General features: G+C 68.0%; 21 protein-coding genes. 10 read left to right on the top strand and 11 right to left on the bottom strand.

Translation table 11 applies throughout. The features are described from left to right. Window positions 1-29: 29 nt before the first annotated feature. The 3 genes from K5K93_RS18140 to K5K93_RS18130 are packed head-to-tail and all read right to left on the bottom strand — an operon-like array spanning window position 30 to window position 1,475. Window positions 30-647: a DUF998 domain-containing protein gene (locus K5K93_RS18140; protein ID WP_222388608.1), complete on the bottom strand. Its 618-nt coding sequence runs from the start codon at window positions 645-647 to the stop codon at window positions 30-32. Next, the gene (locus tag K5K93_RS18135; protein ID WP_222388607.1) at window positions 644-823 is read right to left on the bottom strand and encodes an oxidoreductase-like domain-containing protein; all 180 of its coding nucleotides are present in this window, start codon (window positions 821-823) and stop codon (window positions 644-646) included. The genes K5K93_RS18140 and K5K93_RS18135 overlap by 4 nt, the downstream gene beginning before the upstream one ends. Window positions 824-872: 49 nt before the next feature. Continuing rightward, on the bottom strand, window positions 873-1,475 hold the full coding sequence (locus tag K5K93_RS18130; RefSeq protein ID WP_093821129.1) for a hypothetical protein: 603 nt from the start codon (window positions 1,473-1,475) through the stop codon (window positions 873-875). A 229-nt stretch (window positions 1,476-1,704) separates the two neighbouring features. Between K5K93_RS18130 and K5K93_RS18125 the strand changes: the two genes are divergently transcribed. Next, window positions 1,705-2,862, top strand: a complete 1,158-nt coding sequence (locus K5K93_RS18125) for a transglutaminase domain-containing protein (protein ID WP_093821191.1) — start codon at window positions 1,705-1,707, stop codon at window positions 2,860-2,862. Between the two features lie 7 nt (window positions 2,863-2,869). On the opposite strand, the gene K5K93_RS18120 is transcribed toward K5K93_RS18125, so the two are convergent. Then, window positions 2,870-3,205 (bottom strand): zinc ribbon domain-containing protein YjdM, encoded by a 336-nt coding sequence (locus K5K93_RS18120; protein WP_025879075.1) that lies wholly within the window; start codon window positions 3,203-3,205, stop codon window positions 2,870-2,872. A gap of 179 nt (window positions 3,206-3,384) precedes the next feature. Here K5K93_RS18120 and K5K93_RS18115 point away from each other — a divergent pair, with 179 nt between their 5' ends. The 3 genes from K5K93_RS18115 to K5K93_RS18105 all read left to right on the top strand — a co-directional run bounded on the left by K5K93_RS18115 (window position 3,385) and on the right by K5K93_RS18105 (window position 5,464). Continuing rightward, on the top strand, window positions 3,385-4,746 hold the full coding sequence (locus K5K93_RS18115; protein ID WP_222388606.1) for an Hsp70 family protein: 1,362 nt from the start codon (window positions 3,385-3,387) through the stop codon (window positions 4,744-4,746). 275 nt (window positions 4,747-5,021) lie between these two features. After that, the gene (locus tag K5K93_RS18110; protein ID WP_261311978.1) at window positions 5,022-5,270 is read left to right on the top strand and encodes a YkgJ family cysteine cluster protein; all 249 of its coding nucleotides are present in this window, start codon (window positions 5,022-5,024) and stop codon (window positions 5,268-5,270) included. Window positions 5,271-5,281: 11 nt separating this feature from the next. Then, complete coding sequence (locus K5K93_RS18105; RefSeq protein WP_025879072.1) at window positions 5,282-5,464, top strand: hypothetical protein; 183 nt, start codon at window positions 5,282-5,284, stop codon at window positions 5,462-5,464. 49 nt (window positions 5,465-5,513) lie between these two features. On the opposite strand, the gene K5K93_RS18100 is transcribed toward K5K93_RS18105, so the two are convergent. From K5K93_RS18100 to K5K93_RS18090, 3 genes are read right to left on the bottom strand one after another with little or no spacing between them, the layout of a single operon-like run. Beyond that, window positions 5,514-6,392 carry a DUF4097 family beta strand repeat-containing protein gene (locus tag K5K93_RS18100; protein ID WP_117310986.1) on the bottom strand — a complete coding sequence of 293 codons (879 nt, stop codon included), beginning with the start codon at window positions 6,390-6,392 and terminating at the stop codon, window positions 5,514-5,516. A gap of 12 nt (window positions 6,393-6,404) precedes the next feature. Then, entirely contained in the window at window positions 6,405-6,929 is a 525-nt protein-coding gene (locus K5K93_RS18095) for a hypothetical protein (RefSeq protein ID WP_222388605.1), read from the bottom strand. Next, window positions 6,926-7,504 carry an RNA polymerase sigma factor gene (locus tag K5K93_RS18090; protein ID WP_093821119.1) on the bottom strand — a complete coding sequence of 193 codons (579 nt, stop codon included), beginning with the start codon at window positions 7,502-7,504 and terminating at the stop codon, window positions 6,926-6,928. The genes K5K93_RS18095 and K5K93_RS18090 overlap by 4 nt, the downstream gene beginning before the upstream one ends. Window positions 7,505-7,630: 126 nt before the next feature. Here K5K93_RS18090 and K5K93_RS18085 point away from each other — a divergent pair, with 126 nt between their 5' ends. Further along, window positions 7,631-7,810 carry a hypothetical protein gene (locus K5K93_RS18085; protein WP_032977115.1) on the top strand — a complete coding sequence of 60 codons (180 nt, stop codon included), beginning with the start codon at window positions 7,631-7,633 and terminating at the stop codon, window positions 7,808-7,810. Between the two features lie 35 nt (window positions 7,811-7,845). Beyond that, window positions 7,846-8,439, top strand: a complete 594-nt coding sequence (locus tag K5K93_RS18080; protein WP_222388604.1) for a mechanosensitive ion channel family protein — start codon at window positions 7,846-7,848, stop codon at window positions 8,437-8,439. A gap of 628 nt (window positions 8,440-9,067) precedes the next feature. Here the strand turns inward: K5K93_RS18080 and K5K93_RS18075 are convergent. Next, a complete protein-coding gene (locus K5K93_RS18075; RefSeq protein WP_025879161.1) occupies window positions 9,068-9,334 on the bottom strand; it encodes a DksA/TraR family C4-type zinc finger protein in 267 nt (88 codons plus the stop codon). A 106-nt stretch (window positions 9,335-9,440) separates the two neighbouring features. After that, on the bottom strand, window positions 9,441-9,998 hold the full coding sequence (locus K5K93_RS18070) for a DUF2058 domain-containing protein (protein ID WP_105165037.1): 558 nt from the start codon (window positions 9,996-9,998) through the stop codon (window positions 9,441-9,443). A gap of 61 nt (window positions 9,999-10,059) precedes the next feature. On the opposite strand from K5K93_RS18070, the gene K5K93_RS18065 reads away from it, so the two are divergent. The 3 genes from K5K93_RS18065 (at window position 10,060) to K5K93_RS18055 (ending at window position 13,153) form a co-directional block, all read left to right on the top strand. Beyond that, entirely contained in the window at window positions 10,060-10,560 is a 501-nt protein-coding gene (locus K5K93_RS18065) for a M48 family metallopeptidase (RefSeq protein ID WP_059064772.1), read from the top strand. 46 nt (window positions 10,561-10,606) lie between these two features. Continuing rightward, entirely contained in the window at window positions 10,607-11,305 is a 699-nt protein-coding gene (locus K5K93_RS18060) for an RNA pseudouridine synthase (protein WP_222388603.1), read from the top strand. Between the two features lie 279 nt (window positions 11,306-11,584). Then, window positions 11,585-13,153, top strand: coding sequence for a phospholipase D family protein (locus K5K93_RS18055; protein WP_222388602.1), 1,569 nt, complete (start codon window positions 11,585-11,587; stop codon window positions 13,151-13,153). A 3-nt stretch (window positions 13,154-13,156) separates the two neighbouring features. Here K5K93_RS18055 and K5K93_RS18050 read toward each other — a convergent pair whose 3' ends face one another. After that, window positions 13,157-14,236 (bottom strand): HDOD domain-containing protein, encoded by a 1,080-nt coding sequence (locus tag K5K93_RS18050; RefSeq protein WP_093818601.1) that lies wholly within the window; start codon window positions 14,234-14,236, stop codon window positions 13,157-13,159. 272 nt (window positions 14,237-14,508) lie between these two features. On the opposite strand from K5K93_RS18050, the gene K5K93_RS18045 reads away from it, so the two are divergent. Continuing rightward, entirely contained in the window at window positions 14,509-15,606 is a 1,098-nt protein-coding gene (locus tag K5K93_RS18045; protein ID WP_093818602.1) for a Glu/Leu/Phe/Val dehydrogenase dimerization domain-containing protein, read from the top strand. Window positions 15,607-15,687: 81 nt separating this feature from the next. On the opposite strand, the gene K5K93_RS18040 is transcribed toward K5K93_RS18045, so the two are convergent. Then, entirely contained in the window at window positions 15,688-18,525 is a 2,838-nt protein-coding gene (locus K5K93_RS18040) for an autotransporter serine protease (RefSeq protein WP_222388601.1), read from the bottom strand. Window positions 18,526-18,603 lie beyond the last annotated feature (78 nt).

The following is an 18,603-nucleotide window of genomic DNA, read 5'->3' as shown; positions in this document are numbered from 1 at the left end:
GGCGGCCTGCACCCAGGCAGGTGGTTGATTCAGCGGGTGCCGGCAGGACGCCCACGGCGATACAGCGCCAGCGCCAACCACAGCAGCCAGCCGACGATCACCGCGATCACCAGTTTCTGCCCCAGCCCACGCGGTGGGCCACCGCGCCACAGCACGTGTACCCACAGCAGCACGAAGGCCAGCCATGCCCAGCCCCACAACAGCGCTGCAGTGCCTCGCCAGCCTGGCTCGCGGCGCAGGTACCAGGCCTGCAGCAGCATGCCGACGCTGGCGCACAGGAAGGCGGTATTGGCGGCCAGGCCGTGGATCAACGGCGCCAGCAACGGCGTTGCCGCAGGCAGCCAGCTGTCACCGATGGCGACGGTGGCCAGGCCAACGGCGGCCACGCAGAACAACAACGGTGCCGCTGCGCTGCGCCGCGGTCCCACGCTGTGCCGATACAACGCGATGCCGAGCACGGCGATGGCCAGTGCCAGCAGGCAGTAGGCGCTGCGCAGCGCCAGGCCCCACGGCCCATGCAGGTACAGGCTGAGGGTGGCCTTCACCCAATCCAGGTCGGCCCGCGCGAACTGCGTCCACAACGCGGTCGCCACGAACAACAGCAGTGCCACCAGCGCCAGCGTCGCGGCCGGACGGGCCCGCGTCATGGGCCAGCGTCCGGATGCCGTGCCTTCCAGTCAGCAAGCGCCTTGCGGTAACGCTGCAGCTCCTCGGCGTACAGGTCGAGCACGCACAACGGACAGCCACTGCCGCAGCACTCGTTGGGGCCGGGTTCTTCCGGCGGCAGCGGACGGGGATCGGCAGGGGTATCGGAGACGGTCACGGCTGCAAACAACACCACGCAATGGCAGGTGGGTAGTGTAGCGGCGCGCTCAGGCGCCCAGTTGGCGGCGCAGGTTGGCTCGCGCGGCGGCATCAAGCTGCTGGTCGAAAAAGTCGCTGAGGAAGATCCGCGGCGCGCGCAGCAGCCCCTGCAGGAAGCGGCGGCGCCCGGCGCGGTACAGGAAGCCCGGCACCACGCCTTTGTACTCTTCGGCCACGCCGCGGTCATACGCGGCAAACACCTCCTCGGGTGCCGCCAGGATCGCCATGTCGCAGTCGAGGAACAGCGCCGCTTCGGCATCCACATCGGCCGGGCCCAGCTCGCCATGGCAGGCGGTGAGCAGGATCAACTGCTCGACCCGGCCGGCATCGACCGATGCCAACTCGGGCCAGTCCGCAATCGCCTGCAGGGCCAGCGCGGCCGACCTGGCCTCGTTGTCCTTGCGGCCGGCCTGGTAGATCGCATCGTGGTACAGCACTGCCAGATAGACTTCGGCCGGCTGCTGCCAGCCCGGACCTGCAGCCACCTCCTGGCAATGCTGAAGGACCGCGCGCACATGGCCGAAGTGGTGGTAGGCGCGCGGTGGCGTCGCATAGGCATCCTGCAGAGCCTGCCAATGCGCGGGAGCGAGGGTCAGCGGGGCGAAGTCCATGCGGGGATGATCCCGCCCTTGGCACCGCCGGGCAAGCTGGCGGTTTTTTCACCACCCACTCACATCCCGTGCCGGGCAAGGGCGCAGGGCAGTTGTCCACAGGTTTGTCGCGTGCTGGTCCACACCGGCTGTGGACGAAGCGCAGCGCTGATCGCCGGTGGATGCGGACCGCCACATGCAGGTCTACACTGGCCGCAGGCGGGAGCGCCCGCCGCTGCCGGAAACCGTCATGCGCCGCCTTGCCGCCCGATGCTTTCTCCTGCCACTGCTCGCACTCGGCGCCCCCGCCCTGTCTGCGCAGGATGCGCCGGCTGCCGCGCCAGCCATCCCGACCATCTCCACCGTAAAGGTCACCGCCGCCAGCGTGCCGACACCCGAACAGGTGTTCGCGATCCCGCCGGCGATGCGCGAGATGCTGCAGAAGCAGGTGATCAGCCGCAGCTATTCGCGTGACCAGCGCCTGCAGGCGCTGGTGGAAATGATCTTCAGCCAGCATGGCCTGGACCTGCAGTACGACGCCGATGCAACCTACACCATCAGCGAGATCTGGCAGCACCAGCGTGCCAACTGCCTCGCCTTCACCCTGCTGTTTGTCACCCTGGCCCGTGAGGCCGGCATCCAGGCGCGGGTACAGGAAGTCGGCCAGGTGGTGTCGTGGTACCAGGACCAGGACCAGGGCGTGGTCTACAACGTCGGGCACGTCAACGCTGGCGTGGATGTCGGCGGCCGCTACGGTACGGTCGACCTGGACCGCAACGTGCTGTACGACCGCCACGGGCCGCAGCCCATCGGCCGCGAACGGGCGCTGGCGCACTACTACAACAACCGGGGCGCGGAGCAGCTGGCCGATGGCGACCTGAGCGGAGCACGTGCCTTCTTCGATGCCGCGCTGGGGCAGGACCCGGAGTTCGCCCCGACGTGGAACAACATCGGCGTGCTCGACAACCGCCTGGGCGATGACCAGGCGGCCCGCACTGCGCTGGACACGGCACTGCGCCTGGACGGGCGCCAGAGCGCAGCGCTGAACAACGCCAGTGCGCTCTATCGCAAGCTGGGCATGACGGCGCAGGCGCAGGCCATGCAGAAGAAGCTGCAGTCGGTGCAGCGCGAGGACCCGTTCGCGCAGTACATGCAGGGTGCCCAGGCCGAACGCGCTGGCGACCTGGACAAGGCGATCACGTACTACCGGCGGGCGGTACGCCTGTACGACACCGCGCACCAGTTCCACTTCGGCCTGGCGCGGGTGTATTTCCTGACGGGCCGGCTGCAGCGTGCAGACCGCGAGCTGCTGCGGGCGCAGGAACTGGGCGGTTCAACGCAGCAGGCCCGCTACCAGGCCAAGCTGGACAGCCTGGCCCGCTGGCGAGCGCAGCAGGCCAAGCGCTGAGGCGCGATCAGGCCTTCTTGAGGAAGCAGGTCTTCAGCACCAGCCCCTTGATCTTGTCCGAGTTGCCCTCGATGTGCTCGGCATCGTCTTCGACCAGGCGGATGTTGCGGATCACGGTGCCCTGCTTGAGCGGGATCGAAGAACCCTTGACCTTCAGGTCCTTGATCACGGTGACGGTGTCGCCGGTCTGCAGGGTATTGCCGTTGCTGTCACGCACGACCAGGGTCGAACCGGTACCTTCTTCGGCCGTCCATTCGAAGCCGCAGTCGGCACAGATCCACAGCGCGCCATCGGCATAGGTGTTTTCCAGGGTGCACTGCGGGCAGGCGGGAACAGAAGACATTGCAAGTACCTCAAAATGAATCAACAGCGGCCATTGTAACCGCCCTGCCTTTTCGTTCATTTTCCGGCGTCGGTCCGGACCGGACCTCGCCCCGCCCGCCCGAGGCAGGCACCGGAACTTGCAGCGCGCGGCAAACTCCAGCAGAGTGCGCGGCCCCTGATCGTCCCCCGGACCTCCCCATGCGCCTCGGCATCGACTTCGGTACCAGCAACTCCGCCGCCGCCATCGTGCGTGAAGGGACGCTGCTGCCGATCCGCTTCGGCGAGGCCGAACAGTTCCGCACCAGCGTGTACTTCCCCGGCGTGGTGCCCGACCCGGACGATTTCCAGCTCGACGCCGGGCAGGAACACGAACTGCAGCAGCTGATCGACAGCGCCGCTCGCGCGGCCCGCGCCGCTGGCCAGGAGCGCACGCCACAGGCCCTGCGCCGCGAGGCACTGCGCGCCCTGCGCCGGGAATGGATGGAGGCTCGCGCCGGAAAGGAACGCAGCGCCAGCGACCTGCTGCAGAACGCCGTCTATGGCGACGACGCGCTGGAAGCGTATTTCGAGGAGCACGAAGGCAACCTCGTGCAGAGCCCGAAGTCCATGCTCGGCTACAACCTGCACCCACGCGCGCGGCAGACCATCACCGGCATTGCCGCGCACATCCTCGAACACATCCGCCTGACCGCCAGCGCCCAGGTCGGCCAGCCGCTGCGCAGCGCCCTGCTCGGCCGCCCGGTGAAGTTCCGCAGCTCGATCGGCGAGGCCGGCAACGACCAGGCCCTGGACATCCTGCGCGAAGCGGCCAGCCAGGCCGGCTTCGACCACATCGATTTCCTTGAAGAGCCTGCCGCCGCAGCGATGCATTACCACGCTGAAAGCCGCGATCGCCATCAGGCGGTGATCGTCGATATCGGCGGCGGCACCACCGATATCGCCCACGCCGAAGTGGGCGGCAGCCAGGCCCCGCGCATCCACCGTGCCTGGGGTTTTGCCCGCGGCGGCACCGATATCGACCTGGCCCTGAGCCTGTCCGGTTACATGCCGCTGTTCGGCCGCGGCATCACCCGCGTGCCCACCCACCACTACGTGGAAGCGGCCACCGTGCAGGACATGACCCGCCAGCGCGAGTTCCGCCAGCACAACTACGACAACGTCGACGCGCCGTGGGGCGAGCGCCTGCAGGCGCTGCAGGACACCGGCAACACCGCCCGCCTGTACCGCGATGTCGAGCGCGCCAAGATCGCTCTCAGCGGTGCCAGCGAACACCGCAGCACGCTGGACTACATCGCCCGCGACCTGCACGTGGACAACAGCGCCGACGGCCTGGCCGCCGCCGCCCATGGCTACCTGAGCCAGATCCGCGAACTGCTGGCCCAGGTCCGCAATGACATCGGCGGCGACCCTGACGCGGTATTCCTGACCGGCGGCATGTCCCGCGCCGGCTACCTGCGGCAGGCCGCTGCCGAGGCGTTCCCGGGCGCCCGGATGGTGCACGGCGAGCCCTCGCTGGGGGTCGTCCAGGGCCTCGCGCTGGCGGCAGCCAGCCGGGATTAACAAAACGTTACGCGGTCTGAGCTACCCTTGGCCGGCTAGAAAACCGCTGCACCTTCCGCTGGCCTCGCCGGTGTGTGTACCCATGGTGCAGCCTGACCCGCCCAGCGGGTCTGGCGACCATGCCCTCTGGCTCGATCATGGTCCGCGTATTACCCGAGCCGCCATCGAGACCCGCTTTGGGCACCCGCCAGGCCCCTGTGGCCGTACAACCTGACGCTGAACCAGCACCCATCGACTGCCGCCGTTGTGACGCGGTCTGTTGCCGGTTGCCGGTCCTGCTGCAGCCCAGCGACCACGTGCCCGGCCAGTTCCTGTCGCGCGATGCACACGGCCGTGCCGTGATGGCGCGCAACGAGGAAGGCTGGTGCGCGGCGATCGATCCGTATCACCTGCGCTGCACGATCTATTCGCAGCGCCCGGCGATCTGCCGCCAGTTTTCGATGGGCGGCGACGACTGCCGCCGCGAGCGGCAGGACTACCTGCGCCAGGCTGAATCCTGCGCGCTTTCCTCCCCTTCCACCTGACAGGAGCAACCATGCCCCGCAAGGCAAAGACCCCCGCGAAGGCCAGCAACAGCATCCGCAGCGAACGCAAGGGCGCATCCGCCAGCACCGTGGTCAACAGCGACTCGATCGCCTCCGACCTGGCCGCGTTCCGCAAGAGCGGTGGCAAGATTGAAGTTCTCGGTACCACCTGGGCGCTGAAGAAAGCCAGCTGACCCTCCCCCGACCGCGGCGGCGCTGCCGCCGCGGCCTGCCGGGCCGCGCTCAGCGGTCCAGGCGCACCTGCACACTGCCCGAGTGCGACTGCACGCGGATATCGCCGTCGCCGCTGCCCAGCCGCGCATCCAGGCTGCTGCCCGGCCCATAGCGCGGCCGCTCCACCTTGCCGGCGTCGCTGTTGATCGACCCGCTGAAGCTGTTCACTGACAGCTGCGCCGACACCGTGCGCGGCAGGCGCAGGCTGACCGAGGCACTGACCGACTCGACGTTGATGCGCCCGCCTGGTGCCAGGGCGGTCGCCGACAGGTCGATGCCTCCGGATACCGTCTCCACCACCAGGCGCTGGATGCGACCAGCATCGACGCCTACCCGGCCAGACACCGTCTGCGCCCCGATCTCCCCGGAAACGCCCCCGCCGGCCTCGATCCGGCCGCTGACCGTGTTCACGTCCAACCGCGGGGTCTGCAACCGCGCAGTGACATTGCCGCTGACCGTATTGAGCACGCTGTCGCCACTACGACCGGCGGCGGCAAGGTTGCCGCTGACGGTATCTGCCTGCAGCCGCCGCACGTCCACGCCACTGATGTCCTGGTCGGCACTGACCGTGCTCAGCAGCAGCTCCACCGAGCGCGGCACGTTGAGGGTCAAGGTCGCGCCACCGCTGTTGCCGCGTCGCGGATACTCGATTTCCCAGCGCACCCGGTTGGCACTCTTTTCCTGGCGCAGCTGCAGGCCGTCGCTGAGCGTGCCGGTGAGCTGCACGTCATTGCGGTCCCAGCCGCGTACGGTCACCTTGCCAGCGACGTTGCTCAGTTCGATGCGGCCGCCTGCAGCAACATTGTGGCGTTCATCGACGCGTGTATCGGCCAGCGCCATGGCGGGCACCAGCAGCAGGGCCGCGCAGAGAGGGAAAAGGGTTCGCATCGGGGGGTCTCCTCAGGTTGTCAGACCGGAGGCGGCCTGGGCCGCCTGCCGGGTCAGTTCGAGCCGCAGCGCATAGGTCCGCTTGAGCTGTCCAAGCAGGTGCGGCGCACGCGGGTCCTGCGCCATCGCGGCGCGGATCTGTTCCGCGCTGCGATCCAGTTCATGCAGCGCGGGCTGCCACTCCGGCGCAGTGCCATCAGGCAGCGACGCCACTGCCTGCCGGTACTGTTCGGTCATCGCATCGGCCTGCAGCTGCAGGCCGCTGGGTGCAGGCAGCAACTCGGGCGCGTGCCGCCACGGCGCCACCGCGTAGAGCCCGAGGCTGGCTGCCAACGCCGCGCCAACCGGCAACCACCAGCGTCGACGGGTGCGCAGTGGCAAGGCCACCACGTTGTCCACCGGCGCCTGCACGGCAACCGGTTCGCGGGGTGGCAACCGCGCCGACAGGCGTTCCCAGCCATCAGCCGGGGCGCTGCGTTGCGCGGGAAGGGCGCGCAGGCGCGCCAGCAGGTCGTGATCGGGGTCGTGCGTACTCATGTCATGTCTCCCAGGCGCGCGCGCAGCAGGCCACGCGCGCGATGCAGCTGTGCTTTGGAACTGCCGACCGCCATCTGCAGCTGGCCGGCGATTTCATGGTGTTTCCAGCCTTCGATATCGTGCAGCACCAAGACCGCACGCGCGCGCGGCGGCAGGGTGGCCAACGCGCGCTCCAGGTCGCGTTCGGTGCCGGCGCAGCCGTCATGCACCGCCATCTCCGGCAGCCCACCGTCCACCTCGTCCAGGCTGTCGTGGTCATGCCCGGCGGCACGACCGCGCAGTTCCATCAGCGCGGCGTTCACCCCCAACCGATGCAGCCAGGTCGACAGGCTGCTCTCGAAACGGAAGCCGGGCAGTGCCTTCCATGCCTGCAGGAACGCTTCCTGCAGTGCATCCTCGGCACGCGCCTGCTGCCCGCCACACAGCCGCCACAGGGTGGCAAACACCCGCGGCGCATGCTGCCGATACAGCTGTTCATAGGCAGCGGTATCGCCGGCCGCCGCTGCACGTACCAAGGCGGTTTCGTCGACGACGTCGTTGGCGGCAGGCGGCGCGGGCATGGTGGTGTCGAGCATATCCGTTGGATGCGGCCCGCCGGAAAAAGGTTTAGAGCTTCCGGAGCGCTTTTCGGTTGCAACCTTTTCGCGCCTGGCTGCATCCATCACAGGTCCCCCGCAGGCCTGCCCGGCCAGGAGCCTCCCATGTCCAGCCCTTCCTGCGCCGCCCTGCTGGCGATCGCGGCCTGCATGCTGCTGCAGGCGTTCGACGTTTCCCTGCACTGGCGTGCCGAAAGCGGCCGCGCCTGCCTGCAGCAGCACAAGCAGGACCTTGTCTGCCTTGCCTGGGCGCAGGCGGTCGAAACGTCGACACGCGCCGGGTAACATCAAGCCCCGTTTCCGTCACACGTTGTCGCCCCATGATGTTGTCGCTGAAGGACCACCTGCCCGCCTGGACCCACCCCTGGCTGCATGACATCGGGATCGCCCTGCAGATCCTGATCACCCTGCTCGCCGCCTGGCTGCTGCGGATACTGGCGCGGCGCCTGATCCGCCGCTTCGCCGACCACTACACGCTGCCGCCGGAAATGGTGATGGGCGCGCGCCGGATCACCAGCTTCGTGGTCTATTTCAGCGCGGTGCTGTACATCCTCAGCCTGCTCGGTGCATCGCCATCGGTGCTGTGGACGGCCTTCACCGGTTTTGCTGCGGTGGGCGCGGTGGCGTTCTTCGCGGCCTGGAGCGTGCTGTCCAACATCTTCTGCACGCTGCTGATCTTCACCACGCGACCCTTCCGCCTGCATGACTACATCGAAGTGCTCGAGAACGGCGAAAAGCCCGGGCTGAAGGGCCGGGTAATCGACGTGAACCTGATCTACACCACGCTGCAGGAAACCGGCAACGGCCACGAGGGCACGGTGCTGCAGCTGCCGAACAACCTGTTCTTCCAGCGCACGGTGCGGCGCTGGCGCGACCCGACGCAGGCGCCCGGCGGCATCCAGGGCGACGGCTGAGGGGGTGTTCGGCAGGACGGCGCCCTGCACCCGCAGAGGCCTTCAAACCAAGGCAACGTCAAAAGCCGGCATTCCGTGGGATGGCGGGGCACTGTGGGTTTGCGGGGACGCCGTGAATCCATCCCTGGAGGCTTGGTCGCGGCATCCATGCCGCTCACACCCCGCAAACCCGCAGGGCCCCGCCTTCGACAATTCCCGGCTGCTGTTGGTAGGTGTCGACCTTGGTCGACACGTAGATCCACGCCATGCGTGGATGCTCTTCGATCCAATATCGAAATATTCGATTTCCATCGGAATTCATCCACGCATGGCGTGGATCCAACAGCCTCCTGGAAACTGTCAGAGGCGGGGTGGTGTGGTGCTGCAGGACCGTTGGCGCCATGGATGGCGCCATCGAGCCCCCAAGGGTGAGGGCGCTTTGCTTGCGAAGCACTGCTTCGCAAGCGCCCGAACGCACAGCCGCCAGCGGCTGGGCCGGACCGCGGAGCGGGGTTTACGGCGTGTCCTGCAACCCCACACCGCCCCGCCATCCCACGGAATGCCGCTGTTGCTGTTGCTATTGCTTTTAAGGTTGCCGGCCAGCGGCCGGCACTACTGCGGGTGCAGGGCGCCGCCCTGCCAAACACCCTTACCGCAGTTGGCTGTCCTTGCTGCCCCGGCGGTTGTAGCCACTCTGCGCCTGTTCCTCTTCGTCGTGCGCCTGCTGACAGTTCACGCACAGCCGTACGCCAGGCACTGCCTGGCGCCGCGCCAAGGGAATCGGCGCGTCGCATTCCTCGCAGTGTTCCAGACCCGGGCCCTGGCGCAGCTGGCGCCGCGCGCGGGCAATCGCATCGTCGACGGTGGCGTCGATCTGGTCCTGGACCGCGCCATCTCCGGCCCAACCGGTAGCCATGGCCATCCTCCGCAGGTGTGTCGCCTGATATGGGGACAATACACCCCGCCGCAATCGGTAGCGCCGGGCCATGCCCGGCGGACGCTGCGGCCGGTTCAGCGCCGCCTTACCAGACCAGGTCGTCGGGGACCTGGAACTGTGCGTAGTAGGCGTCGTCCTCGGCGTTGCCGGTGGAGATCTCGGCGCTGGAGCCGGGCGTGCCATGGTCGACGATGATGGCTTCCGGGGCGCGTTCACGCACCTTCTCCGCTGCCGCGCGTGGCAGCACCGCGTAGCCATCGCCATGGGCCACAATGACCAGCACGCCCACCGACAACGCCTTGCGCAGCTTGGTATCGATCAACAGGGTGCGGATCACTGCGCCATCGCTGAAGCGGTACTCGTCCTCGCCCTTGTGCGGCACGGCGTGGGCGCTGATGATCTGCTTGGCCTGCGCCTTGCGTTCAGCCTGCCGGGCCTGCGCGTTGCGCTCAGCAGCCAGCGCACGGTCACGCTCGATCTTCTCGGCCCGGGCACGTTCAGCTTCACGCTGGACCTCCGCCGACGTCGACTCGGCCTTGCCCTGGCGGGCCTTGGCCTGTTCACGCGCGGCGGCGCTGGCCTGCGACTTCTTGGCCAGGCCGGCCTTGAGCAATTGTTCCTGCAGCGCGTTGGGCTTTGCCATGGTCGATACGTACCGCGTGTAATCTGGATGTCCCATTCTACCGACGCGCCGAAGCCCCTGCATGGCTGTCCTGAAGTACCTCACCGGCTACCCCGAACCCCTGGTCGCCCAGGTCAGCGATCTACTGGCACAGGGCAAGCTCGGCCCCTGGCTGCAGCAGCGCTACCCCGACCCGCATGAGGTGCGCAGCGACCGCCAGCTGTACGACTACACCCAGGACATGAAGGATCGCTACCTGCGCAAGTCGGTGCCGCTCAACAAGGTCTGCTACGACAACACGCTGGAGGTCATCAAGCATGCCCTGGGCACCCACACCGCCATTTCCCGCGTACATGGCGGCCGGCTCAAGGCCAGCCGCGAGATCCGCATCGCCACCGTGTTCCGGCAGGCGCCAGCGGCCTTCCTGCGCATGATCGTGGTGCACGAGCTGGCCCATCTGAAGGAGGCCGACCACAACAAGGCCTTCTACCAGCTGTGCCAGCACATGGAGCCGGATTACCTGCAGCTGGAGTTCGATACCCGCCTGTACCTGACCGAGCTGGCCAACCGCGGCCAGCGCTGAGCCGGCGTAGCGGCTACACTGCGCGCCCCCTGCCCGACCTTTCGCCATGGAACCGACCCGACTCGACAAACGCCTGTCCGCCCTGCTCGGCATCCCGCGTGGTGAAGCGCGGCGCTATATCGAGGGCGGCTGGGTCAGCGTCGATGGCGAAGTGGTGGAACAGCCGCAGCGCCCGGTGGACGACAGCGCCAGCATCGTGGTGGCCGAGCAGGCCAGCGACAGCAAGGCCGAGCGCGCCAGCATGCTGCTGCACAAACCGGCGGGCGTGCCGGCCGATGCCCTGTGCGCGCTGATCCGTACCGAGACCCGCAGCGAACTGGATGCCAGTGACATCCGTCCGCTGCAACGGCATTTCCACGGCCTGCAGCTGGCATCCTCGCTGCCGGCCGACGACAACGGGCTGGTGGTGGTCAGCCAGGATCCGGCGGTGCTCGCGCACCTGCAGCGCAACCTGGGCCGCACCGAACAGGAGTACCTGGTCGAAGTGGCTGAAGGCGGCCCGGAACGTGGCCCGTGGCTGATGGCCCGGCTGCAGCATGAAGCAGGCGGCCCGAAGGTCAGCTGGCAGAGCGAGCAGCGCCTGCGTTTTGCAGGCAAGGGGCTGACCGCGAAGGGCCTGAGGACTGCGGTGACAGCTGCCGGCCTGCAGGCGGTGGCCGTACGCCGCCTGCGCATCGGCCGGGTGGCGCTGGGCCCGCTGGCCGTGGGCCAGTGGCGCTATCTGGGCAGCGACGAGCGGTTCTGAGTCACGGCGCTTCATCCACGCATGGCGTGGATCTACCGGTGACAGTTCATCCACGCATGGCGTGGATCTACCGGTGACAGTTCATCCACGCATGGCCTAGATCTACCGGTGGCAGTTCATCCACGCATGGCCTGGATCTACCGGTGACAGTTCATCCACGCATGGCCTAGATCTACCGGTGGCAGTTCATCCACGCATGGCGTGGATCTACCGGTGACAGTTCATCCACGCATGGCGTGGGTCTACCTCCATGCGTAGCCAGGATCTACCATCGGCGCCATGAGTCTGCGCAAACCCCTCTGGCGACGCCTGCTGCGCGTGGCCGCGATCATCATCGCCGCCCTGCTTCTGCTGGTGCTGTCCGGCCTGCTGCTGGCCGACCACCTGGCCCCACAGGCGCGCGGCGAAGCATCGCAGGTACTGCCGCTGCAACCTGCGCAGACGCCCATCGATCGGCAGATAATGCCCCTGCAGGCCGCCCATCCCGGGCAGTCGGGCGTGGCCTTCCTCAGCGATGGCATGGATGCGTTCGCTGCCCGCGCGATGATCACCGAACACGCCGGCCGCAGCCTGGACCTGCAGTACTACATCTGGCACGACGACCTGATCGGCCACTTGATGGCCAAGGCGCTGTACGACGCTGCCGAACGTGGCGTGCGCGTGCGCATCCTGCTTGATGACATGAACGCCAAGGACAAGGATGCGCTGATGATGGCGCTCGATGCGCATCCCAACATCGAGCTTCGCCTGTACAACCCGTTCCGCAACCGCAGTGGCATCGCCCGCACGCTGGAGCTGGTGCAACGCGCCTTCAGCGTGAACCACCGCATGCACAACAAGAGCTGGATCGCCGATGGCCGCATCGCGATCGTGGGTGGCCGCAACATCGGCGAGGAATACTTCAGCGCGCGCAGCGACGTGAATTTCCAGGACCTGGACCTGGTGGTGGCCGGCCCGGCCGTGCAGCAGGCCAACCAGATCTTCGACGACTACTGGAACAGCGACGCGGCGATTCCGATCTCGGCGCTGGCGACCTATACCGATGCACAGCTGCGCCAGCTGGTGCGCCAGTCCGATCTGGACGCGCTGCATGCGCAGGCCCAACCGTACCTGCAGCGCGTGGCCGAGTCGCGCCAGCGCCAGCGTGCCAGCCCGGAGCCGCTGCACTGGAGCAGGCAGGTACGGATCGTGTCTGATCCACCGATGAAGCACCACGGCGATGCACACGACGACTGGCTGGTCACCGAGCTGGTCCAACAGCTGCAGTCGACGCGCCACAAGGCACTGTTGATCTCGCCGTACTTCGTCCCCGGCAGCGAAGGGCTGGACGGCCTTTCGGCGATGGCCGGCCGCGGCGCCCAGGTCGGCGTGGTGACCAACTCGCTGGCGGCCAACGATGTGGCTGCCGTGCACGGTGGCTACATGGGCTACCGGGTGCCGCTGCTGAAGGCCGGCGTGCAGCTGTACGAACTGAAGGCGAACGGCCAGGCCGGTGACGGCAGCCTGTTCGGCAGCAGCGGCGCCAGCCTGCACACCAAGGCATTGCTGGTCGACGACCGGCGCGGGTTCGTCGGATCGTTCAACCTCGATCCGCGTTCGGCCTATCTCAACACCGAGATGGGCGTGCTGTTCGACGACCCGGTGCTGGGCGCACAGCTGCGCGCGGAATACCTGCGCCTGGCCAGCCCGGAACACAGCTGGTGGCTTGCGCTCGGCGCTGATGAGCAGCTGCGCTGGCTGCAGCGCGAGCCGCCGCCGCACTGGGTCGATGCCGAGCCCGGCAGCAGCCTCGGCAAACGCTGGACGGCACGGGTGATCAGCTGGTTGCCGCTGGAATCCCAGCTGTAACGATCAGGGGGCGTTCCCCTCGCCGTCGCCGTGCAGGCTTTCGTCCAGGGTTTCCACATTGCGCCCATGCAGGCGCCGCCAGATCCAGCGCAGCGCGTGGGGCGGCGCTGCCGGCAATTGTTCCAGCAAGGCCAGCATGCGGCCTTGGCTGGCGTGCCCGTGCCGGCACAGCAGGCTGGCCGCCGCAGCGGCACTGGCCAGGCGCAGGCTGTCGGCCAGCGGACCGTCTGCATCAGGCGCCAGCGCCTGATGCACCGGCTCGGGCAGTTCCCACGCTGCTGCCACCCGCTGCGCCAACGGCAGTGACCATCGCTGCAGCAACTGCAGGGCCAGCGCCGGCTCCACCTCTTCGCCACGCAGCTGCGCTTCATGCAGCAGTTGACGCATGACCAGCGCCGCGCCCAGCCCCTGCACCAGGCCCAACCATTGCGCAGCGAAGGCATCGCCGAAAGTGACCGTGCGGGCGTGGTCGGCAGCCGCGCGTGACGCCAGCAGCGCGTGCTCCCATATGATCGAACTGAACTGCGGGAACACCTGGCACTGCACCTGCATCACCGGCTGCACCAGCACGGCGCTGATGATCTGCCGCACCCCTTCGGTGCCGACCAGGGTCACTGCACGCTGCAGGCTTTCCACAGGCCGCTCGTGCACCTTGTAGGCAGGGCTGTTGGCGATGCGCAGCAGGTTGCCGGTCAGCACCGGATCCTGGCCGATGATCGCGGCCATCACCCGCGCCGATGCAACGTCGTCATTGACCGTCTGGATCAGCTGCGGCAGCAGTTGCGGGCGCCGCGGCAGCTGGCGGGTGGCCCAGCCGCGGTCCTGCAGTGCCCGGTCCACCGCTTCGGCCAGGCCCGACGCGCTGACCGCCGCCGGTTCGCCGGCCAAGCGCGGATACAGGGCCAGCGCATGCAGCCCGCGCTGCAGGTGGCCGGCGACCTCAGCTGACGGCAGGGCATCGCCCTGCAGGGTGGCCGCTGCGGCCGCCACGGCCTGGCGGGGGGCTGCGGCCAGGCGTGCCGGGGCCTGCCCGGTCAGCTGCGACAGCCAACGGAGCACAGATCGCCACCACGCTGCGGTCATCGCCGCCCATCCTGTCGTTGTCCTGCCGCCACTGCCTGCCCCTGCGCCTTCATCACATCCGGCGACCTGCCGTCGTCGCAGCATCGGCCGCACTTTCATCTTCTTTAACCCGGGCGCCTCCGGCGTCGACGGCATATCCCGGGCGAATGGACTAGAATGGCGCCGCGCGACCCGTCCCCCTGTACCGACGACGTCGCTTTTTTTGTTTTCGGACCCTACCGTTCATTGGCAGTTCGCCGCAGTTCACCGCAGATCGCGCCATCGGAGACCCCATGCTATTCGAAACCCTCGCAACCACCGGCCACGAACAGGTGGTGTTCTGCCACAACCAGGATGCCGGCCTGCGGGCGATCATCGCCATCCACAACACCACCCTGGGCCCCGCCCTGGGCGGGGTGCGCATGCGCCCCTACGCCAGCACCGACGATGCGCTGGCCGATGTGCTGCGGTTGAGCCGCACGATGACCTACAAGAATGCACTGGCCGGTCTCAATGTCGGTGGCGGCAAGGCGGTGATCATCGGCGACCCCAAGGTCGACAAGACCGAGGTGCTGTTCCGCGCGTTCGGCCGCTATGTCGATTCGCTGGGTGGTCGCTACATCACGGCCGAGGACGTCGGCACCGACGTCAACGACATGGAGAACATCTACCTGGAGAGCCAGTTCGTCACGGGCGTGCACCAGGTCCATGGCGGCTCGGGAGATCCGGCGCCGTTCACCGCCTATGGCGCGCTGCAGGCGTTGATGGCCTCGATGCGCTTCAAGTTCGGCCATGAGGAAGTGGGCAAGACCAGCATCGCGGTGCAGGGCCTGGGCCATATCGGCATGGAACTGGTGAAGCTGCTGCGCGATCGTGGCGCCAAGCTGTATGTCACCGATCTGGACAGCGCGCTGGTGGATCGTGCAGTCAACGATTTCGGCGCCGAGGCAGTCAAGCCGGACGAGATCCACGAAGTGAACGCCGATGTGTTCGCGCCGTGCGCGCTGGAAGGCGCGATCAACGCCGACACGCTGCCGCGGATCAAGGCGAAGATCATCTGTGGCACCGCCAACAACCAGCTGTCCAGCCTGGAGATCGGCGACGAGCTGCATGCGCGCGGCATCCTGTATGCGCCTGACTACGCGGTCAACGCTGGTGGCGTGATGAACGTGTCGCTGGAAATCGACGGTTACAACCGCGAGCGCGCGATGCGGCTGATCCGCAGCATCTACCACAACCTGACGCGCATCTTCGAACTGTCGCAGCGCGAGAACATTGCCCCGCAGCGCGCGGCTGACCGGATCGCCGAAACGCGCATCCTGTCGATCGGCAAGCTGAAGATGCCGCTGGGCCGCAGCACGCCGCGCCTGGGCAACCTGCGCGGCGGCTGATCGCCGCCCTCGGCAACCGGGCGGTGCCGACCGTGGGTCGGCACCGCCGGATGAACGCGCCGGGCAAGCCCGGCGCCCTGATCAGAAGCCGGTGCTGTAGCGCAGCGCCGCCTGACGTGCATCATCGCCACCCACGCGCTGGTCGATGCCCAGGCTCAGGCGGCCATTGCGGCCCCACCACGATTCCAGCGCCAGGCCGAACAAGGCACTGCCACGCGGTGCGTCAACACCGGCCAACGGCGCCCAGGCATCAACGCCGACGAAACTCGCTTGCCAGGCCTGATCACCGCCATCCAGCCGTTGCTGCCATTCGGCATGGCCGCGCAGCGTCCAGCGCCCCCACTGCCGCTCACCCCGCAGGCCCGCCAGCATCTGGCTGCGCTGTGTACGCGACGCCTCACCGCGCAGGCCGAAGCCGAAACCGCCCTGCTCGCTGAAGCCATCGGTATCCAGGCGGGTGCTGCTGGCCCCCAGGTAGGGGGTCAACGACGCACCAATGCGCCCGAAACGGTAGCCGCCTTCAACGCTGGCACTGCTGAAACGTCCGCCGTAGCGCGCGGACACACCGTAGGCACCGGCACCCAGCAGCAACTGGCGATCCAGTTCCCGGGTGAACTGGCCGGTGCCGAACTGGGCCAGCGCATAGCCGCGCCCCAGGTTCCAGCCGGCATACAGTTGCGCCTGCGCCTGGCGGTCACGCCCACGATCACCACTGAAGTTGCTGCCGCCGTTGCTGCGGGTCTCGCCAAAGGCCATGCCCAGCAGGCCGTTGCTGCCCAGTGCCATGTCCTGGCCGGCCATCCAGCCCTGGCTGTCGGCGGCGTTGCCGGCAAAGCTGCCCTGCCCGGCTTCGCCCAGCGCGCTCTGCCAGGCGCCACGCAGCTTCGGTGCAGCCTGCACGCGGTCGAAGCGCTCGGCAACCGCGCGGCGCGACATGTCCACGCTGTCGAAGGTCGATGCTTCAGCGCGTGCATGAGCTTGTCCGGACAGGCTCTCCAGGCTCGCCGACAGGCCGTCGGTTCCGCCAGCCGTACGCTGCAGCGCGCCTGCGGCCATGCCGAACGCCGAGCCCTGCAGATCCGCATTGCGGTCCAGCGCGGTGAAAGCCGACTGCACCCGCAGTGCCGATGCCTGTGCATTGGCGCCCAGGCCCGATGCGGCTGCCGAAACGTTGACCTGGGTCAGGTCCATCCACGCATCGTTGCTGCCATAGCTGTACTGCGCCTGCAGCAGGGTCAGGCCGTTGGCGCCGGTGTTGGCCACCGGCGTGGTGAACGTACCGTTGATGCCTCCGCTGGCATGGACCAGGCCCTGTCGGCTGCCGACCTGCGGCACGTAGCCGGACACGATGCCATCGACCACCACGCCACCGGCCAGGCGTGCGGTGCCGGTCACCTGCAGCGCGTTCACACCCAGTGCGACGATCAGCTGCGCATCCGGCCGCTGGCTGTAATTGCCTTCGATGGTCGCGGTGGTGTTGGCGTTGACCAGCACCACGCTGGCGCCGTTGTCGACGTTGCCGATCACCCGCGGCGTGCCGGGCATGAACTGCAGGCCGGCCATCGAGGCACCGCCGGCACCGGAAACGCTGATATTGGACCGGATCACGGCGCCACCGCGCAGGGCCAGGCTGCCGCGCTCGATGCGGGTCGCACCGCTGTAACTGTTGTTGCCGCTCAGCTCCAGCCGGCCATCGCCGCGCTTGATCAGGCCACCAGTGCCGGCGATGTCGTTGCTCCAGATCGAGCCCGAAGAGGCCGCGTCGACATTGACCGTGACATCGCCCCAGTCGAAGCGGCCGGGACCGTTCACCGCCTTGCCGACGTTGAGCATGCCGTAGCCGTAGATGGGATCGACGCCCGGCGCCCCGATGTCGGTGGCGGTGCCGAGCAGGGTCTGCCGCACCAGGTCGTTGTCGAAGTACGGGTAGCGCTGCCAGACGAGTGCAGCAGCACCGGAGATCAGCGGCGCGGCGAAGGACGTACCGTAGTTCCACAGGTACTTGCCGGTACCCGGCTCCGGGAACACCGCGCTGCCGGGAGCGGTCAGGCAATAGCGCGCGGCGTCGCCACAGGCATTGGCCCACGGCGCACGTTCACCGGGCTTGTTCGGATCGATCGCAGTAGCTACCAGCCAGCCTTTTTCCAGATCCGCTGCCGGCAGCGATCCGCCGAAGCCACGCTGGCTGGGCAGCGCGGCCACGCTGCTGGGCTGGTCGCGCCCTTCGTTGCCTGCGGCGAACACCACCAGGCCACCGTGATTGATGATGAAAGGGCGGTATTCGCCCGCGACCTGCGCGGTGGTGCCGAGGTCGGTCCAGTACAGGCCGCCCCAGGAATTGTTCATCACCTTCACGCCGTAGTTGATCAGGTCCTGGTGGACCCCGGCCACGCCCAGCGTGCCGCTGAAGGAATTGCCCCGGCCACTGCCGTCATCCTTGGGCGTGGTGTCGGAAATGATGCGTGCCGAGACGATCTCCGCCCCCTGTGCGATGCCGCCTGGCCAGACCCCCACCGGTACACCGGCCGCCAGGCTGGCAACGGCCGTGCCATGGCCGAGCACGTCATCGACGTTGAGGTTGTTGCGGCTCGGGTCGATGTAGTTGAGGTTGGCCACCACCCGCCCGTTCAGCGCCTCGGCACTGCGCAGCACGCCCGAATCGACGATGCCGATACGCACGCCGCGGCCGGTCGCGCCAGTGGCCTGTGCGGCACGCGCGTTGGTCTGTGCCAGATGCGCATCCACGGCCGGCTCCAGCGGTCTGGCAGCGGGCGGCGGGGTAACCGGGGGCGTGACTGGCGGCGTGGTCGGGGGCGGGTCGATGCGCACGTTGCCGCCGCCGCCTCCACCGCCGCACGCCGACAGCGCCACCGCCAGCGCCGATGCCAGGACCGACCTTCCCATCGTCTTACGTTCCATCGTTTCCTTCCCATGAACGTTGGCCTGCCGCCATCCGGGCAGGCATCCAGTACTGCCCAGCGGCAGTCTTCGCCGACC

Origin of the sequence: Stenotrophomonas sp. DR822, assembly GCF_019793815.1 — a bacterium.
In the GTDB taxonomy this organism is placed as follows: Bacteria; Pseudomonadota; Gammaproteobacteria; order Xanthomonadales; family Xanthomonadaceae; genus Stenotrophomonas; species Stenotrophomonas indicatrix.
The sequence above is the reverse complement of the archived record's forward strand: the minus strand, read 5'-3'. Positions and strand labels throughout refer to the sequence as shown.

What these genes read in the sequence shown, in the direction of transcription:
- K5K93_RS18050 (WP_093818601.1), bottom strand. Translation starts at nt 14,236, where the DNA reads ATGACCGCAGCGTGGTGGCGATCTGTGCTCCGTTGGCTGTCGCAGCTG.
- K5K93_RS18075 (WP_025879161.1), bottom strand. Translation starts at nt 9,334, where the DNA reads ATGGCTACCGGTTGGGCCGGAGATGGCGCGGTCCAGGACCAGATCGAC.
- K5K93_RS18120 (WP_025879075.1), bottom strand. Translation starts at nt 3,205, where the DNA reads ATGTCTTCTGTTCCCGCCTGCCCGCAGTGCACCCTGGAAAACACCTAT.
- K5K93_RS18090 (WP_093821119.1), bottom strand. Translation starts at nt 7,504, where the DNA reads ATGCTCGACACCACCATGCCCGCGCCGCCTGCCGCCAACGACGTCGTC.
- K5K93_RS18060 (WP_222388603.1), top strand. Translation starts at nt 10,607, where the DNA reads ATGGAACCGACCCGACTCGACAAACGCCTGTCCGCCCTGCTCGGCATC.
- K5K93_RS18070 (WP_105165037.1), bottom strand. Translation starts at nt 9,998, where the DNA reads ATGGCAAAGCCCAACGCGCTGCAGGAACAATTGCTCAAGGCCGGCCTG.
- K5K93_RS18115 (WP_222388606.1), top strand. Translation starts at nt 3,385, where the DNA reads ATGCGCCTCGGCATCGACTTCGGTACCAGCAACTCCGCCGCCGCCATC.
- K5K93_RS18045 (WP_093818602.1), top strand. Translation starts at nt 14,509, where the DNA reads ATGCTATTCGAAACCCTCGCAACCACCGGCCACGAACAGGTGGTGTTC.
- K5K93_RS18100 (WP_117310986.1), bottom strand. Translation starts at nt 6,392, where the DNA reads ATGCGAACCCTTTTCCCTCTCTGCGCGGCCCTGCTGCTGGTGCCCGCC.
- K5K93_RS18130 (WP_093821129.1), bottom strand. Translation starts at nt 1,475, where the DNA reads ATGGACTTCGCCCCGCTGACCCTCGCTCCCGCGCATTGGCAGGCTCTG.
- K5K93_RS18140 (WP_222388608.1), bottom strand. Translation starts at nt 647, where the DNA reads ATGACGCGGGCCCGTCCGGCCGCGACGCTGGCGCTGGTGGCACTGCTG.
- K5K93_RS18065 (WP_059064772.1), top strand. Translation starts at nt 10,060, where the DNA reads ATGGCTGTCCTGAAGTACCTCACCGGCTACCCCGAACCCCTGGTCGCC.
- K5K93_RS18085 (WP_032977115.1), top strand. Translation starts at nt 7,631, where the DNA reads ATGTCCAGCCCTTCCTGCGCCGCCCTGCTGGCGATCGCGGCCTGCATG.
- K5K93_RS18125 (WP_093821191.1), top strand. Translation starts at nt 1,705, where the DNA reads ATGCGCCGCCTTGCCGCCCGATGCTTTCTCCTGCCACTGCTCGCACTC.
- K5K93_RS18105 (WP_025879072.1), top strand. Translation starts at nt 5,282, where the DNA reads ATGCCCCGCAAGGCAAAGACCCCCGCGAAGGCCAGCAACAGCATCCGC.
- K5K93_RS18040 (WP_222388601.1), bottom strand. Translation starts at nt 18,525, where the DNA reads ATGGAACGTAAGACGATGGGAAGGTCGGTCCTGGCATCGGCGCTGGCG.
- K5K93_RS18095 (WP_222388605.1), bottom strand. Translation starts at nt 6,929, where the DNA reads ATGAGTACGCACGACCCCGATCACGACCTGCTGGCGCGCCTGCGCGCC.
- K5K93_RS18080 (WP_222388604.1), top strand. Translation starts at nt 7,846, where the DNA reads ATGATGTTGTCGCTGAAGGACCACCTGCCCGCCTGGACCCACCCCTGG.
- K5K93_RS18055 (WP_222388602.1), top strand. Translation starts at nt 11,585, where the DNA reads ATGAGTCTGCGCAAACCCCTCTGGCGACGCCTGCTGCGCGTGGCCGCG.